This window comes from Candidatus Eisenbacteria bacterium, assembly GCA_035712145.1.
Lineage (GTDB): Bacteria > Eisenbacteria > RBG-16-71-46 > RBG-16-71-46 > RBG-16-71-46 > DASTBI01.
This window is the reverse complement of the sequence record DASTBI010000238.1, coordinates 1-14320: the sequence shown is the minus strand read 5'-3', so window position 1 is coordinate 14320 and position 14320 is coordinate 1. Positions and strand designations below refer to the sequence as shown.

Sequence of the window (14320 nt, the reverse complement as noted above, 5' to 3'; positions counted from 1 at the left end):
ACAGTGGGCGCGGCCCAGGTGGGAACCTTGCAGGGGGACCGCCGGCCATAACTCGGGAACGCCGACGCGAGGTGGACTCCGGTGTTGATGTCACCGAAGCCTATCGAGCGTCGGCCCTTTTGTTCCCCGATACACGTCGCGCGCGTGTCGCTCCATGTAGCGCTCGGGCTTCGCGAGCGCCTCGAATCCGAACTGCCGGTAGAGGCCGTGCGCATCCCGCGTCACCAGCACCCAGCGGCGGAAACCCTGCAGCTCGGGATGGGCGAGCACGCATTCGTGCTTGCGGCAATCGCGTAATGGACGGTCACCCGGACCCACCGCTCGCCGCCTTCCTCCACCGTGGCCACCTCGAAGCCCTCGACCCAGTTCTCCACCAGCTTGCGACGGGCCGCGAAGTCCAGACCGCCGTCGATCCTCCGACGTAGCTCGCGCAGGCGGGTCTTCGCGTCGCGCATCTGCGTCTCCTGCTCTCGGGCAAGGCCCGCCGCATCCTCCAGCCATTCCACCTCCTGGCGCAGCTTCGACCGCTCCACCTCGATCTCTGCGTGGCGGTTCTTCAACTCGTCGTCCGTGATGATGCCCATCTCGTGCTGGCCAAGGACCTTCTCCCGTTGGGCATCCTTGCCAGCCAGAGCCGAGCGTTGGGCCTTGAGCCGGGCCGCGACCGACTCCGAGCCACCTTCAGCAGCCATCTCCGCGACTAGTTCGTCCAAGGCGTCGCCTGGGTCGTGCGCGAACGACTGTAGGTCGCCCCACAACGCCGCCTCAAGGTCGGCCCCCTTCACCTGCTTCGACTTGCAGCCGTTGCCCATCATGCGGCCGTTGCAGACGTAGTAAACGACGCCGCCCTGGACCGTGCCGACGTAGGTGCAGCCGCAGTGAGCGCAGCGCCCGAGCGATCGCCCAAGATACTCGGCCTTGGAGTTCCGCTTCGAGTGTCGGAAGTTCCGCTGGAGCCCTTCCTTGGCCCGTTGCCACGTCACTTCGTCCACCAGCGCGACGCACGGCGTCTCGATCACCTCGCGGTCCTCGTCCTTCGAGCGGATTCCGTAGCGGTGCAGGCCGCGATAGGTCTCGTTGTTCGCCATGTGCCGAACCGTGCTGCCCAACCATTGCCCCGTACGGCCGTCTCCTGGTAGGTGATGACGTTCTGCGCGCCTGCCATCTGCGCGCCGACGTGGTAGGTCACCGCGAGGCAGGCCAGCGCCGCGCTCACGAAGAAGAATCGTTTGGCAATCAAGTGATCCCTCCTTGGAAGTTCGGCCAATGCCCTCTAAGGGGTGGTTGGGGCTACCTCCCGACCCACGGCCTGAATCCGAGTTCGTCACACGATCCCCAATAGGTGATCGTGCCCAGCCCGATGTGGACGTGCTCCATGAAGCGATAGCGCGGCCCTGGGTCCCTCATAGAATCTGGCCAAACGTGCGTATCGAAGACCTTCACGTAACCAGCGCCGCGTGGTTCGACAAAGAAGTAGGTCGGGCCTGTACGCCCTTGCAGAACGAGTTCCACACCCTCTCGACTGGTCCAAAGGTACTTCCCGTCGCGCCACGCGCTGGTGATCTTGCTTTTCTCTTGATCTAGCTTCGAGAGCGTTTCTCGCGTCGCGCCCTCCTCGGATGCATTGATCCGTACCGTTGGGCGCGCTTCGAGCAGCATCTGCCCATTCGCATGGGTCGCGAGTAGAAGCAAGAGGCCACAAGAGATGAGTGATTGCTTGGCGACCATGACTCCCTCCTTGGATTCGCGGGCGATCTACGGCGTGAAGACGCTCCCGACACGTTCCCAGTTGCCGTAGGTCCGCGTTGGCCCCGAGGCTGTCGTCCGGTACATGTCCCCGGTGGCGGTGAGCGCCAGCGTCCAGCCCGTGGGTCCGCCTCCGCTGTACTCGGGACACATGGCGACGATGGCGCTGTTGGTTTGCGGCGCGGCTTTCGCCGTGGAGGCCCCGAGGTGGTAGGCGGCGGCGAGCAGGAACAGCGCGGCGCTGGCGTAGAAGAACTTCTTGGCGAACATGACGGCCTCCTAGCTACGGGTCACAGGCTGGGTAGATGCTCGGAGGCCATTCGCCCCCGTAGCTGTTGTCGTTGCTATCCGTTGTCACGTGCCCATTGCGATGGCAAGTAATCCGGTCGGGTATGCATGTGCAGAAATCAAAGCCCGTCGATGGGGTCCCGCAGTTTCTCCCATATTGCGGAGGATACGTGTGTGTCATGTCGAATCCGCTGTCTGATCTGATCTGAATCTTGAGCGGACGACCACCGTTAAACCTGAACGACTTCGTCTCCCACCAACGGGCCGCACAGGCACCACCAAGAGTGTCGTAAGACACTGCGACCGTCTGGCTGTCGTTAACTGTGACTGTCCAGACCCTTGCAATGTAAGGCCCCGAACAGGCCGATCCCCAACCAAAGACAACGGACATTGCGGAGTCTATTGGGCTCGGTTGAGGCGTTGGTTGCGGTGCCGCGATGCGCTTCCCATCGCAGCCAACCAAGAATGCCGCTAGGCAGAAAGACCATGCCCTCGCAAAAAGCATCCGTCGTTGGGACAAAGGTCGGCCTCCCCTCCATGGGCTCTCGGGCGCGGATTCAACCAGCGGCCCCCACGACGGTCAACCGACGAGGTCGCCCATCCACTCCTCGCCACGCCGCTGCTTCTGCACGGCGCGCAGCCCGGCCTTCAGGCGCTCGTCCACCACGCTCGGCTTTGGCTCGGGCTTCGGCACCGGCACGGTGCTCGGCCCGCGTGCCTCGATGTCCACCTCGGCCCGGCCGATGCGCTCCAGCGTGACGAGCCAGCGCAGGTATCCGGCCGGCACCTTCAGCACGGCGGCGGCCTCGGTGAGTCTCGCGCTGGCCTGGAACTCGGTCTCGCTGCGGATCAACGCGGCGCGGCGCTCACGTTCGGCAACGGCGACGGTGGCCAACGACTCCTCGATCCACTCCGGCACGCGCACCGAGGTGATGGCCACGGACTCCAGCACGACGCCGGGGACCGGCGGCACGGCGGCCAGCACGGCAGGCGCGAAGTCGTCGTGCAGCACGGCGTCCAGGTCGAGCTTCCCTACGACGAGCCGGAGTGTCGAGCGGGCGACGCGGGCGACGGCACCACGACGACGAACGGAATCGAGAAGCGACCCACGGCACGAGACGGCAGTCTGCACCTTCACCGTCACGCCATCGACGGTGGTGCCCGAGCTTTCGACGTTGACGGTGAACTCCAACCACGACTCTCCTTTCGGTTGAACGGGTCGGCCTCGGTGGCCAACCGAGTGCGGCGCGAGTCCGTCATTTTGCCTCGCCCCTACCGACCCTCTGCTTTTGGGCCAGACGTGCCCACTACGCCTACATCCAAGGCCCCTGGCTCGCCCATGCTCGGGCCGGAGGACGGGCGGGCGGGTTGCTGCGGCTATGCGTTTGCGAGGGCGGCTAGGCGGGCAGGCTTGGCCATGCAATGGCCACGGCGTAGCAATGGCTTATTGCTGCGCGCAGGACCACTCCATGAGCCACTTGGAAAGGCCTTTCCCCCGGTGCGACTCGAGCACGAAGACGTCGCCGAGGTAGCCGAAGGTGGCGCGGTCGGTGATCACGCGCCCGAAGCCCGCCAGCTCTCCGCCGCGAAAGATGCAGAAGTTGACCGAGTGCTGGAGCGAGCGGCGCACGATCTCGAGCGGTATGCCCTCCGCCCAGTAGGACCGGGTCAGATAGGCGTGGATGGCCTCGACGGGGAGGCGCGCGGGATCGGCGCTGATGGTGTACTCGCCGCGCCGCCACTCGGGGTGCATGCGTCGCGGCTTAGAGTCCCAGCTCCTGCTTGATCCCTCGCATCGCCGCGAGCACGAAGGCGACGTGCTGGTCGAGGTCGACGCCCAGCTCGGCCGTGCCGGCGAGGATGTCCTCGCGGTTGACGTTGCGGGCGAAGTCGGCGCGCTTCATCTTCTTCTTCACCGAAGCCACCTCGACCTGGTCGAGGCTCTTGCCCGGCGTCACCAGCGCGCAAGCCACCAGGAATCCGCACAGCTCGTCGCACGCGAACAGCGTGCGCGCCATCAGCGTGTCGCGCGGGACGCCGGTGTAGGTGGCATGACCGAGGATCGCCCGGCACACGTCCTCGGGCCAGCCCTTCTCACGCAGCACCTCGACACCCTTCATGGGGTGCCGCTCGGCGTCGGGATGACGCTCCCAGTCGAAGTCGTGGATCAGCCCGGTGAGACCCCAGCGCTCCTCGTCCTCGCCATAGTGGCGGGCGTACGCGCGCATCGCGGCCTCGACGGCGTAGCAGTGCTTGCGGAGGTTGACGTTCTCGATCCACTCGTGGAGGAGAGCGATGGCTTGCTCGCGGGAAGGCAGGGCTCCAGCCGGTGCGGAAGGGCTCGACACGGAAGGCGCTACTTGTTCTCGAAGAACTTGCGGTTCTTGTCGATGAAGGAGTGCCACTTCTCCGGCAGGACGTTGTCCGGGAAGATCGCCTGAACCGGGCAGGCCGCCTCACACGCCTGGCAGTCGATGCATTCGTCGGGATGGATGTAGTACTGGTCCTCGCCCTCGTAGATGCAGTTGACCGGGCACACCTCGACGCAGGACTTGTCCTTCACCCCGATGCAGGGCTCGGCGATGATGAACGGCATGCATGGCCTCCGGAAGCTGGAACGCGCGGATTCGAACCGCGGCCCGAGCGCCTCGCCCGCGGGTTCCATGCGAGGGCTCTGGGAATGATCAGGCGTGAAGCAGTCTAGGACGCGTCGCTCCGGCTGGCAAGGCAGCCGCCTCGTTCGCGACTACATCAGCTCCTTGAGGCGCGCGTAGCCCGCGCGGCTGACAGGCAGCTGTTTGCCATCGTGAAGGATGGCCACGCGGCTGTCCTTGGCATAGAGCTCGAGCCTGGCGAGCCGCTCGAGGTTCATGACGAACGAGCGATGAATGCGCACGAAGCGCGCGGGATCGAGCTCGTCGGCCAGCTCCGCCAGGGTCTCGTTCTTGAGCCAGGTCTTCCCTTCGACATGGATCGCCACGTAATCGTCCTGCGCCTCCACGTAGTCCACCTTTTCCACCGGAATCACCGAGACCCGGGCGCCGTCCTTGACCAGCACGCGCTCGGCATAGCTTCCCGGCGGGCGGGCCGATGCTGCCAGCGCGCGCGCCTGCGGCGCCGCGGACGCCGGGGCCGTGGATCCCGAAGCGGCGCTTCCGCCGCTCGCGCGGGCCTCCGCGAGGCGTGAGCGCACCCGGCTCAAGGCCTCGGCAAGGCGCTCGCGTCCGAAGGGCTTGAGAAGGTAGTCGACGGCGTGCACTTCGAACGCCTTGAGCGCGTACTCGTCGTAGGCGGTGCAGAACACCACGGTGGGTCCCGGATCGAGCAGCTCGAGCACCTCGAAGCCCGTGAGCTTGGGCATCTGGATGTCGAGGAACACCACGTCCGGCGACACTTCACCGATCGTCTTGACGGCGTCGAAGCCGTTGGCGCACTCGCCGACGATGCGCACGTCGGGGTGCGCGCCGAGATACTCGCGGAGCAGCGAGCGCGCCGGCGCTTCGTCGTCCACGACGACCGCGGTGAGCGGCGCCTTGTCGTCAACCATGGGTCACCTCGGCATCTGCGGGCGCCGGCCGGGCCGGCAACGTCAGCGTCACGCGGAACGCCCCATTCTCCCGCGAGGTGTCGAGTCGCGCGTCGCGCGCCGAGACGACGTCCAGCCGTCGCCTCACGTTCTCGAGTCCCACTCCCTGCCCGGGCCTGGCGCCGCTGTCTTCATCCACCTCGTTCTCGACCGTGAGCTTCAAGGCTCCCTCGTTCACCGCTGCGGCGATCTTGACGGTGCCTCCTTCGATGCGTTCAGCGATCCCGTGCTTCACCGCGTTCTCGACCAACGGCTGGAGGAGCAGCGGCGGCACCAGGCACTTCTCGGCGCCGCGCTCGATGATCTGTTCCACCCCGAGGCGTTCGCCAAAGCGCACGCGCTCGATCGCGAAATAACGTTCCACCAATGAAAGCTCCTCTTCCAGCGTCACCGATTCCCGGGCGCCCAGCGCCAGCGTGCGGCGCAGAAAGTCTCCCAGACTCTCGCACATCCGCCGCGCTCCTTCGGGATCGTTGCCGACCAGCGAGCTGATGGAGTTGAGGCTGTTGAAGAGGAAGTGAGGATTGAGCTGCGCGCGCAGCGCGCGGAGCTGGGCCTCGCGGGTCGCGACCTGCGACTCGAGCACGCGGCGCTCGGCCTCGCGGGCCGACTCGACGACGCGGGCCAGGTAATGGATTCCCATCGAGACGCCGTAGAGCGGGACGCCGACGATGAACACGGCCGCCGCCCCGACCAGAATCTCGCCGGTCTGGAGCGGCAGGACGCCGGACTTGCTCATCAGCACCATCCATGGCGTGCTGAGTCCCACCCAGACCGCGCTCGCCTGCATCGAGGCGCTCATCGTGCGGTTGGTGAGCTCGAGCATCGAGTAACCGCCGGTGCCGCGCACAAGCCACCAGGCCGAGAGGCAAATGAGCCCATCGACCACCAACAGCGGGATCACCACCGCGGCGGCCGCGGACAAGGAGACCTGGCGGGTCACTGCCACCAGCGAGGCGAAAAGGACGCCGAGCACGGCCCACGTGGCCAGGTAAAGGGCGAGCCGACGCGGATCGCGAAGGATTGGGTGCATGGATCAGTTCTTGATCTCGACGCCGCCCATCAGCACGAGGCCACGCAGAATGAGGATGTTGGCGGATTCCGGCGGCGCCGCCTTGGCCTTGTCCTCGATGCCACCCATGAGCACGGTGCCCTCGGAGACCACCTTCCAGTCCTCGGGAATGATCATCTCGACGCCACCCCACCACACGAACAAGTCGAGGATGGCGCCTCCGGGAACCGTCTTGGCCTGGCGGAAATCGATCTTGGCGCCCCCCATGACCGCGGTGATGTCACCGCCACGGAAGGCCGGCGAGCTGACCTTGCGGTCCACGCCGCTCCAGAAGGCGAACGTGCCGAGCCGCGAGGACAGATCCTCGGTGGGGCCATCCAACGACTGCGCCCGATAAGAGCGAATGACGAGGTTGACGCCAATGACCACCAGCAGCATCGGCCACAGCAGCGAGAAGTCGAGGCCGTCGATGCCGATTCGGCCCGCCAGGAACAGGATGCCCACCAGGAGGAACATCGTTCCCGCGGCGGGGTTCCGTCCGGTGCCGATCCCGAACAGCTTGGCAATGCCGAGCCCGAGGAGCACGACCGGCCACCAGCGCAGGATCGGGCCCGAATGGATCAGGTCCAGGTTGTCCAGGGTCCACAAGGTCCCGAGCGTGATGACGATGAGGCCCAGGACGAGGCGGCCCGAGACCCGAGAGACACGAACTTCAACCATGACGAACCTCGGGACGGGTTGAAGCGGCGGGACGCGCCCGCATGACGAGCAGCAGCAGCGCCGCGGCCACGAGCGCGGCGGCGGCCGGTGACGCCCAGAACTTCGCGGTGACCAGGGCGCCGGCCTTCAGCACCACCATCGCCACGCGCGAGACCACCGCAGGGTCACCCCACATCATGGCCAGGAACAGGAGCGTGTTCTGGATCACGAGCCACACGGTGCACGCCCCGAGCACCAGGAACCCGACCTTCCGGCCATCGAGACCGGCGCGACGCGATGCGCTACGCATGACCCTTGTCCTCCTTCCACTTCAGCTCGAGTCGGTCGAGCAGGGCGGTCAACACCATTTCCAGTCCGGCGATCACCACCAGGAGCGGCCAGCCGGTGCGGAAACGGAGTCCGTACCAGTGCTCGAAACAGGCCCAGAACCAGAGTCCGAGCAGGACGAAGGTGACTCCCGAGGCGATCTGCCGCGGGCGCCCCGGCACGATGATCCAGGCGGCGCCGAACAGGATCATCAGCGTCGGCCACCAGGTGTGCCATCGATGGAGGTCGATGACGTCCATCCGCGCCAGGAGGAAGACCACTCCCACTCCGATCAGGAAGAGTCCCCACATCGCCTGGTCGCGTTTCTTCGTCCGTTGACCGCGGTCGAACCCGACCTTCATCTCGACGAATGGGGCTCCGTCCTCCCGAGTGCGTCTCACGTGTTCCCTCCGGCTCGGATCTCGGTTTCTTGCCTCGCACACAAGTTACGGCCGTTCATGGGGTTGAGACGCGGGGGTTTCGGCGAATGGTGGTGATCCGGCGGTGAATGGAAGTCCGCGACCGGTGGAAGTGGCTAGGCCCTTCCCATCAACTCCCGGTATGCCCGGTCCCACGCGGCGGGAATGCTCTCCCGCGCGGAGTACGGCCCCGGAGCATAGCGGCGCGACGCGATCCCGAGCTGGCTGCGCTCGACGATGTCCCAGTCCTGGCGGTTGGTGAGATCCCAGAACTCGATCCCGTCGCGGATGTTGTTGTTCGGATCGGCGATCGTGTCGGGATGGAAGAGCCACTCCGATTCGACGCGGGTGTGATCGGGGGCCACGGGATGGACCAGGTAGTAGTTCACGTAGTCGGGATGGAGGCTGAGCAGGAGGTTCGGCATCAGCGTGTAGTAGTAGCCGCGGTGCCGGTCGTCCTCGGGAAGCGCTCCGCTCACCAGCGGACCGCACATGCGTCCCGTCATGGTGGCGCTCTGGTTGGGAGGCGTGATCTCCATGTACCCACCGAGGAAACGGCCTTCCACCAGATCATTGGCTCCGCTCTGGTACGGCAGCACCGTGGCGAGCTTGGGATGAATGGTCGGGCAGTGCAGGCATTCGGAATAGTTCTGGAAGACCAGCTTCCAGTTGGCCCGCACGTCGTAGGTGACCTGGTACCCGGGAACCAGGCCCGGCAATCCGAAGCGCGAGAACCGCCCGATCATCGGCGAGAAGGCGCGCTCGAACGGCTCCGGATCGCGCGCGATGTTCACGAACAGGAAGCCTTCCCACTCCGCGATCGCAGCCGCATGAAGCGGGTACTCGCTCTTCTCGAAGTCCTCGACATCCTGCATGTGCGGCGCACCGATCAGCTCACCGTCCGTGCGATAGGTCCAGGCGTGATAAGGGCACTGGATGGTCTCGCCGAACTGGCCCGACGATTCCATGCAGATCCGGGTTCCGCGATGGCGGCAGACGTTGAAGAAGGCGCGCAGCGCGTTCTTGCGATCGCGCAGGACGATGATCGACTCGCCGGCGATCTGGGCGACGAAGTACTGGCCGGGCTGCTCGATCCGCGATGAGCGTCCGACGCAGTTCCAGGTGCGGGCGTGGATCCGTTCCTTCTCCTCGGCGAGGATCTGCGGCGAGGTGTAGACCTCCCCCGGCATCGTGCGGGAGCCCTGCTTGAAGCTCGTCGTGGTGCGATGAAAGTCGCTCATGACCTTGCCTTCCGATCCTTCAGCAGCCGCCTGGCCGCCAGCCAGCCCGGCCCGCCCAGCACGCCCGGTCCGGGGTGAGCGCCGGCGCCGCCCAGATACAGCCCGTCGATCGGCGTGCGGTGCTTGCCCCAGCCGGCGACCGGCCGCATGAACAGGATCTGGTCGAGGGCCAGCTCGCCGTGCGAGATGGCGCCCTGGTGCAGACCGTAGCGTTCCTCGAGATCCCGCGGCGTCCACGCCGCCCGATGGAGCACCCGCGAGCCGAACCCCGGCGCCACCCGCTCGATGGCTCGGGACACCGTCTCCGCGAGCGCATCCCGGCGCGCCGCGTCCCACGCGCCCTGGCGCAGACGATACGGCGCGTACTGCACCCGCGCCACGAGGATGTGCTTGCTCGAAGGCGCCTCGTCGGGCCACAGCGCCGTCGGCATCGAGAGCTCGATGTGAGGCGTTTCGGCGAGGGCGCCGTACTTGGCGGCGTCGGCGGCCCGCTCGATCGACTCGACACGGGACGACAGGCTCACCACCCCGGCGAGCGCGTCCTGCGCGAGGCCAGGGATGGTGGGCGGGGCGTCGAGCGCGTAGAGCACGAGCCCGGTGCAGCCGCGGTAGCGAATGTTCCGCACCGCGTGGATGAACTCGGGATCGAGCCAGACGGGGTCGATCCAGTCGAGGAAGGTCTGCGCGGGATCCGCGGTCGAAATCACGGTCTTGGCATCGAAGGTGTCCCCGTTCTCCAGGACAACGCCCAGCACCGCCTCATCCTGAATCCGGAGGCGTGACACCTTGGCCCCGGCTCGGATGGTGATTTCCTTGGTCCGCCGCGCGACGTTCTCCACCGCGCGCGCGAACGCTCCCGGGCTCTTCCGCCACGGCCGGCGGCCTCGCACCGAGCCGGCCGGAGCGCCGACGAGGTGATGGAGCAGCACGAATCCGGTGCCGCCCGAGCGCGGGCCTTGCTGCACATCCTGGATTCCGCCGGCCGCGACCGCGGCCTTGAGCGCCGGCGTCTCGAACCAGTCGTCGGCCAGCTCCCACACCGACATTGGAAGCGTGCGCAGGAGCTCGATCATGTCCACCCGTCCCAGCGCGCGGAACTTCTGCCCCACGCCGACCATCGGCAGCAAGTCGTCGAGCGAGCGCGCGTCGATGTCCGGCACCGGCACCTGGTAGAGGGCCTCGAGGAATCCGGCCAGCTTCCCAAGCCGGGTGGTGAACGCCGGCCACTTGGCGGCGTCACTCTGCGAGCGGGCGCGGATCGCCTCCGCGGCGCGACGCGCGTCGTGTGGAATCGACAGGCACTGGCCCATTTCGTCCACGACCGTGACGCCTGCGCCGTCCTCGGCCTGCTCGATGGCGCCGAGCCCGAGGCCCTCGATGATCGAAGGCGGCGCCCATCCGGCGTCGCCGGCGAGCGGCGCGACCCGGAAGCCGGGCGCGAACTCGGTCAGCGCGCTCTGCCCGCCAACCCCTTCGCCGCGCTCGAGCAGCAGCACCTGGAGCCCGCTTCGTCCGAGGAGCGAAGCGGCGACCAGACCGTTGACCCCGGCGCCCACCACGATCGCGTCGAAGCGCTCGCTCATCGTCCGTCCTTCAGCATCTCGAGCGCCGCCAGCCGCCCGGAAGCGCCCATGATGCCGCCGCCCGGATGCGTCCCGGCGCCACACTGCCAGTAGCCGTGGATCGGGGTCCGGTACTTCGCCCACTCCGGCACCGGACGCAGGAAGAAGAGCTGCTGCAGCGCGAGCTCGCCCTGGAAGATGTTGCCTTCGCTGAGCCCGGTGATGCGCTCGATGTCCGCGGGCGTCAGCACCTGACGGTGGAGGATGAGCGACTCGATGTCGGGCGCGTACCGCGCCAGCGTCTTCACCACCGCGTCGCCAAACGCCTCACGCCGCGCGTCGTTCCAGCCGCCGTTCAGCGCATAGGGCGCGTACTGGACAAAGATGCTCATCACGTGCTTCCCGGGCGGAGCCATTCCCGGATCGATCATCGATGGAATCACGATGTCCATGTACGGGTGCGCGGAGAACTCGCCGTACTTGGCGTCGTCATAGGCGCGTTCCAGGTAGTCGATCGTCGGACTGATCGAGACCGCCCCGCGCAGGTGCGGGCCGTTGCCGGGCAGGCAGCTGAAGTTCGGCAGTCCCGAGAGCGCCAGGTTCACCTTGCCCGACGAGCCGCGGAACTTGTAGCGCCGCACGCCGTCGACCACGTCGGAAGGAAGCGACTTGGGATCGAGCAGCCGGGTGAACGTGAGCCGGGGATCGAGCCCCGAGACCACGCGGTCGGCGGCGATCTCCTCGCCGCTCTCGAGCGCCACGCCGGTGACGCGATCACCCCGAGTCGTGACGCGATCGACGCCGGCGCCGGTGCGAATCTCGGCGCCGAAGGCGCGCGCGGCGCTCGCGATGCTGTTGCTGATCGCCCCCGTGCCTCCCTTCTGGAAGCCCCAGGCTCGGAAGGCGCCGTCGATCTCCCCCATGTAGTGGTGGAGCAGCACGTAGGCCGAGCCCGGCGAGCGCGGCCCGAGGAAGGTGCCGATGATGCCGCTGGCCGATTTCGTGGCCTTCAGCGTGTCGAACTCGAACCACTCGTCGAGGTAATCCGCGCTGCTCATCGTCATCAGCTTGTGGAGCGCGTGGAAGCGCTCGGCGCCGAGCGAGCGGAAGTGCCCGCCGAGCTTGAGCAGACCCGCCAGCTCGGACGGCGCGAGCGAGGCCGGATCGGGCGGCACCATGCCCAGGATCGGCTTCACCGCCATCGCCATGTGGTGCATGAGCCGCCCGAACAGCACCATCGCGTCGGCGTCGCGCGGCGAGTGGCGACAGAGCTCGCGGCGCGATTCGTCGGGATCGGCCCAGGAGCCGAGATAGTCGCCGTTCTCCATCGGCGTGATCGTGCTCTCGAGCGGCAGGATCTGGAGTCCGTGCGCCGGCAGATCGAGGTCGCGGATGATCTCGGGGCGCAACAGGCTCACCACGTAGGAGAACACCGAGAACTTGAAGCCGGGGAAGACCTCTTCGGTCACCGCCGCGCCGCCGAGCACCGGACGCCGCTCGAGCACCAGCGTCTTCTTGCCCGCGCGCGCCAGGTAGGCCGCAGCGACGAGTCCATTGTGGCCGCCGCCGACCACGATCACGTCGTAGCGGTGGTTGCTCATGCCTTCTTCCGCTCGGGGTCGTAGAAGGGCAGCTTGCGCACCCGTGCGGCGGCCTTCAGGCGCTGGTGCTCGACGGTGATCTCCATCTCGACCGCGGTGCCGGCCGTGAAGTGCGGCGCGCGCAGATGCGCGAGTGCCAGCGACTTCTTGAGCAGCGGCGACCAGCAGCCGCTGGTGGCGTAGCCGATCTGCGTGCCGTCGCGATAGACCGGCGCGCTCGCTCGCCACGCGACGTTCGACAGATGGGGCGGCAGGTGATGCGCGCGGAAGAGCTGCTCGAACGACTCCCAGTCGATCTCGAGCCCCACGAAGTTCCACGCCGGTCCTCGCGCCCGCTCGGCGGCCAGCGCGCGGCGCCCGTTGAAAGGCCCCTTCTTGGCGCTCACCGCCCAGCCGAGGTTGATCTCGTAGGGCGACGACTTGCGCGCCTCGATCAAGGCGTGGTGGGCAGAGAAGTAGTCGACGTCGAGCATGATGAGACCCGCCTCGATGCGCGCGATGTCGAGCGCCCACACGCCGGCGGGAACGATGCCGTAGGGCGTGCCCGCGGTGATCAGGGCGTCCCACAGCGCTTCGGCGCGGCCCGTGTCCACCCAGATCTCGTAGCCGAGATCGCCGGTGTAACCGGTGCGCGAGACGGTCACCGGGATGTCGCGCACCTGAGTTTCGACCAGGCGGAAGTACTTGAGCTTCGAGAGATCGGCCGGCGTCAGGGTCTGCAGCAAGTCGCGCGAGAGCGGACCTTGGAGGGACACCGCGCCGAGCTTTTCCGAGGCGTCCTCGATGGCCGCGTCCATGCCCACTGCGTTCATGTGAAGCCAGCGCAGCGAAGAGTCGGCGCTCGTCAGGCGGTACGTGCCTTCGTCGAGGCGGCTGACGGTGCCGTCATCGATCACTTTGCCGTGCGCGTCGCACCACGGCGTGTAGTAGACCTGCCCGACCGCCAGCTTGGTCATGTCGCGGGTGATCATGCGGTCCAGGAGCCGCGCGGCATCGCGACCGGTCAGCCGGTACTTGTAGAGCGGCGAGACGTCGATCAGCGCGGCCGCATTGCGGATGGCCGCGTACTCGCGATCCGGGTGCGGGTCGTACGCGCTCGCCATCTGATACCCGGCCCAGCGGCGCCAGGTCTGCGCGCGCACCAGGGGTGCTGTGCGCGAATGGAAGGGGCTGGTCTTGAGCATGGGCGGCGCAGTGTAGCGACGGCGGCGATGGCCGGCAAAGGCTTGCGCGCAAGCCGCGAACCGGCTCTATTCCCCGGCGTGGAGACCCGCCGCGGATGACCAAGAGCCGCCTCGAAGCCTTCAGCGACGGCGTGATCGCGATCATCATCACGATCATGGTGCTCGAGCTGCGCGTACCCCATGAAGCGACGTGGGCGGCGCTGCGCTCCGTGTGGCACGAGCTGTGGACCTACCTCCTGAGCTTCGTCATCCTCGGGATCTACTGGAACAACCACCACCACATGCTGCACATCACGAGCCGCGTCAACGGGACGATCCTCTGGGCGAACCAGCACCTTCTCTTCTGGCTCTCGCTGGTCCCCTTCACCACGCGATGGATGAGCGAGACCCGCCTGGCCCCGCTGCCGACCGCGGCCTACGGCATGGTCCTCCTGATGGCCGCGATCGCCTACACCATCCTGGCTACGACGATCGTGCGCCACGAAGGCCCTGACTCGAGGCTGGCGGCCGCGATCGGGAGAGACTTCAAGGGCAGGACGTCGCTCGCGGCCTATACGCTGGCGACGCCCCTGGCCTTCGTGAGTCCTTGGATCTCGGTGGCGCTCTACGCCCTGGTCGTCGCCATGTGGCTCGTGCCCGACCGTCGGATCGAGTC

At 67.1% G+C, this 14320-nt stretch carries 18 protein-coding genes; 1 reads left to right on the top strand and 17 read right to left on the bottom strand.

Features of this window, described 5'->3' with window-relative positions; translation table 11 throughout:
- Positions 1-90: 90 nt before the first annotated feature.
- The 17 genes from VFQ05_16930 to VFQ05_16850 form a co-directional block, all read right to left on the bottom strand.
- Positions 91-270: a hypothetical protein gene (locus tag VFQ05_16930; protein HET9328454.1), complete on the bottom strand. Its 180-nt coding sequence runs from the start codon at positions 268-270 to the stop codon at positions 91-93.
- On the bottom strand, positions 222-1328 hold the full coding sequence (locus tag VFQ05_16925) for a recombinase zinc beta ribbon domain-containing protein (protein ID HET9328453.1): 1107 nt from the start codon (positions 1326-1328) through the stop codon (positions 222-224). The genes VFQ05_16930 and VFQ05_16925 overlap by 49 nt, the downstream gene beginning before the upstream one ends.
- Positions 1291-1728 carry a hypothetical protein gene (locus VFQ05_16920; protein ID HET9328452.1) on the bottom strand — a complete coding sequence of 146 codons (438 nt, stop codon included), beginning with the start codon at positions 1726-1728 and terminating at the stop codon, positions 1291-1293. The genes VFQ05_16925 and VFQ05_16920 overlap by 38 nt, the downstream gene beginning before the upstream one ends.
- A 27-nt stretch (positions 1729-1755) precedes the next feature.
- Positions 1756-2016: a hypothetical protein gene (locus tag VFQ05_16915; GenBank protein HET9328451.1), complete on the bottom strand. Its 261-nt coding sequence runs from the start codon at positions 2014-2016 to the stop codon at positions 1756-1758.
- A gap of 598 nt (positions 2017-2614) precedes the next feature.
- A complete protein-coding gene (locus VFQ05_16910) occupies positions 2615-3226 on the bottom strand; it encodes an SPFH domain-containing protein (GenBank protein HET9328450.1) in 612 nt (203 codons plus the stop codon).
- A 252-nt stretch (positions 3227-3478) separates the two neighbouring features.
- Entirely contained in the window at positions 3479-3787 is a 309-nt protein-coding gene (locus VFQ05_16905) for a GNAT family N-acetyltransferase (GenBank protein ID HET9328449.1), read from the bottom strand.
- Between the two features lie 10 nt (positions 3788-3797).
- Entirely contained in the window at positions 3798-4382 is a 585-nt protein-coding gene (locus tag VFQ05_16900) for an HD domain-containing protein (GenBank protein HET9328448.1), read from the bottom strand.
- A gap of 8 nt (positions 4383-4390) precedes the next feature.
- Positions 4391-4630, bottom strand: coding sequence for a ferredoxin (locus VFQ05_16895; GenBank protein ID HET9328447.1), 240 nt, complete (start codon positions 4628-4630; stop codon positions 4391-4393).
- Between the two features lie 150 nt (positions 4631-4780).
- Positions 4781-5581: a response regulator gene (locus VFQ05_16890; GenBank protein HET9328446.1), complete on the bottom strand. Its 801-nt coding sequence runs from the start codon at positions 5579-5581 to the stop codon at positions 4781-4783.
- Entirely contained in the window at positions 5574-6653 is a 1080-nt protein-coding gene (locus VFQ05_16885; protein ID HET9328445.1) for a histidine kinase, read from the bottom strand. The genes VFQ05_16890 and VFQ05_16885 overlap by 8 nt, the downstream gene beginning before the upstream one ends.
- Before the next feature lie 3 nt (positions 6654-6656).
- Positions 6657-7352 carry a DUF5668 domain-containing protein gene (locus VFQ05_16880; protein HET9328444.1) on the bottom strand — a complete coding sequence of 232 codons (696 nt, stop codon included), beginning with the start codon at positions 7350-7352 and terminating at the stop codon, positions 6657-6659.
- Positions 7345-7641 (bottom strand): hypothetical protein, encoded by a 297-nt coding sequence (locus VFQ05_16875; GenBank protein HET9328443.1) that lies wholly within the window; start codon positions 7639-7641, stop codon positions 7345-7347. The genes VFQ05_16880 and VFQ05_16875 overlap by 8 nt, the downstream gene beginning before the upstream one ends.
- The gene (locus VFQ05_16870; protein HET9328442.1) at positions 7634-8059 is read right to left on the bottom strand and encodes a DUF5668 domain-containing protein; all 426 of its coding nucleotides are present in this window, start codon (positions 8057-8059) and stop codon (positions 7634-7636) included. Before VFQ05_16870 ends, VFQ05_16875 begins: the two co-directional genes overlap by 8 nt.
- Before the next feature lie 134 nt (positions 8060-8193).
- Positions 8194-9318, bottom strand: a complete 1125-nt coding sequence (locus VFQ05_16865; GenBank protein HET9328441.1) for an aromatic ring-hydroxylating dioxygenase subunit alpha — start codon at positions 9316-9318, stop codon at positions 8194-8196.
- A complete protein-coding gene (locus VFQ05_16860; protein ID HET9328440.1) occupies positions 9315-10901 on the bottom strand; it encodes an NAD(P)/FAD-dependent oxidoreductase in 1587 nt (528 codons plus the stop codon). Before VFQ05_16860 ends, VFQ05_16865 begins: the two co-directional genes overlap by 4 nt.
- Positions 10898-12481, bottom strand: a complete 1584-nt coding sequence (locus tag VFQ05_16855) for an NAD(P)/FAD-dependent oxidoreductase (protein ID HET9328439.1) — start codon at positions 12479-12481, stop codon at positions 10898-10900. The genes VFQ05_16860 and VFQ05_16855 overlap by 4 nt, the downstream gene beginning before the upstream one ends.
- The gene (locus VFQ05_16850; protein HET9328438.1) at positions 12478-13665 is read right to left on the bottom strand and encodes an aminomethyltransferase family protein; all 1188 of its coding nucleotides are present in this window, start codon (positions 13663-13665) and stop codon (positions 12478-12480) included. Before VFQ05_16850 ends, VFQ05_16855 begins: the two co-directional genes overlap by 4 nt.
- Positions 13666-13760: 95 nt before the next feature.
- Here VFQ05_16850 and VFQ05_16845 point away from each other — a divergent pair.
- A partial coding sequence (locus VFQ05_16845) for a TMEM175 family protein (protein ID HET9328437.1) occupies positions 13761-14320 on the top strand: 560 nt, incomplete at its 3' end.

Bases quoted from the DNA above. Each gene is read 5' to 3' on its own strand.
- VFQ05_16920 (HET9328452.1), bottom strand. From the start codon at position 1,728: ATGGTCGCCAAGCAATCACTCATCTCTTGTGGCCTCTTGCTTCTACTC.
- VFQ05_16915 (HET9328451.1), bottom strand. From the start codon at position 2,016: ATGTTCGCCAAGAAGTTCTTCTACGCCAGCGCCGCGCTGTTCCTGCTC.
- VFQ05_16905 (HET9328449.1), bottom strand. From the start codon at position 3,787: ATGCACCCCGAGTGGCGGCGCGGCGAGTACACCATCAGCGCCGATCCC.
- VFQ05_16895 (HET9328447.1), bottom strand. From the start codon at position 4,630: ATGCCGTTCATCATCGCCGAGCCCTGCATCGGGGTGAAGGACAAGTCC.
- VFQ05_16890 (HET9328446.1), bottom strand. From the start codon at position 5,581: ATGGTTGACGACAAGGCGCCGCTCACCGCGGTCGTCGTGGACGACGAA.
- VFQ05_16885 (HET9328445.1), bottom strand. From the start codon at position 6,653: ATGCACCCAATCCTTCGCGATCCGCGTCGGCTCGCCCTTTACCTGGCC.
- VFQ05_16880 (HET9328444.1), bottom strand. From the start codon at position 7,352: ATGGTTGAAGTTCGTGTCTCTCGGGTCTCGGGCCGCCTCGTCCTGGGC.
- VFQ05_16875 (HET9328443.1), bottom strand. From the start codon at position 7,641: ATGCGTAGCGCATCGCGTCGCGCCGGTCTCGATGGCCGGAAGGTCGGG.
- VFQ05_16865 (HET9328441.1), bottom strand. From the start codon at position 9,318: ATGAGCGACTTTCATCGCACCACGACGAGCTTCAAGCAGGGCTCCCGC.
- VFQ05_16860 (HET9328440.1), bottom strand. From the start codon at position 10,901: ATGAGCGAGCGCTTCGACGCGATCGTGGTGGGCGCCGGGGTCAACGGT.
- VFQ05_16855 (HET9328439.1), bottom strand. From the start codon at position 12,481: ATGAGCAACCACCGCTACGACGTGATCGTGGTCGGCGGCGGCCACAAT.
- VFQ05_16850 (HET9328438.1), bottom strand. From the start codon at position 13,665: ATGCTCAAGACCAGCCCCTTCCATTCGCGCACAGCACCCCTGGTGCGC.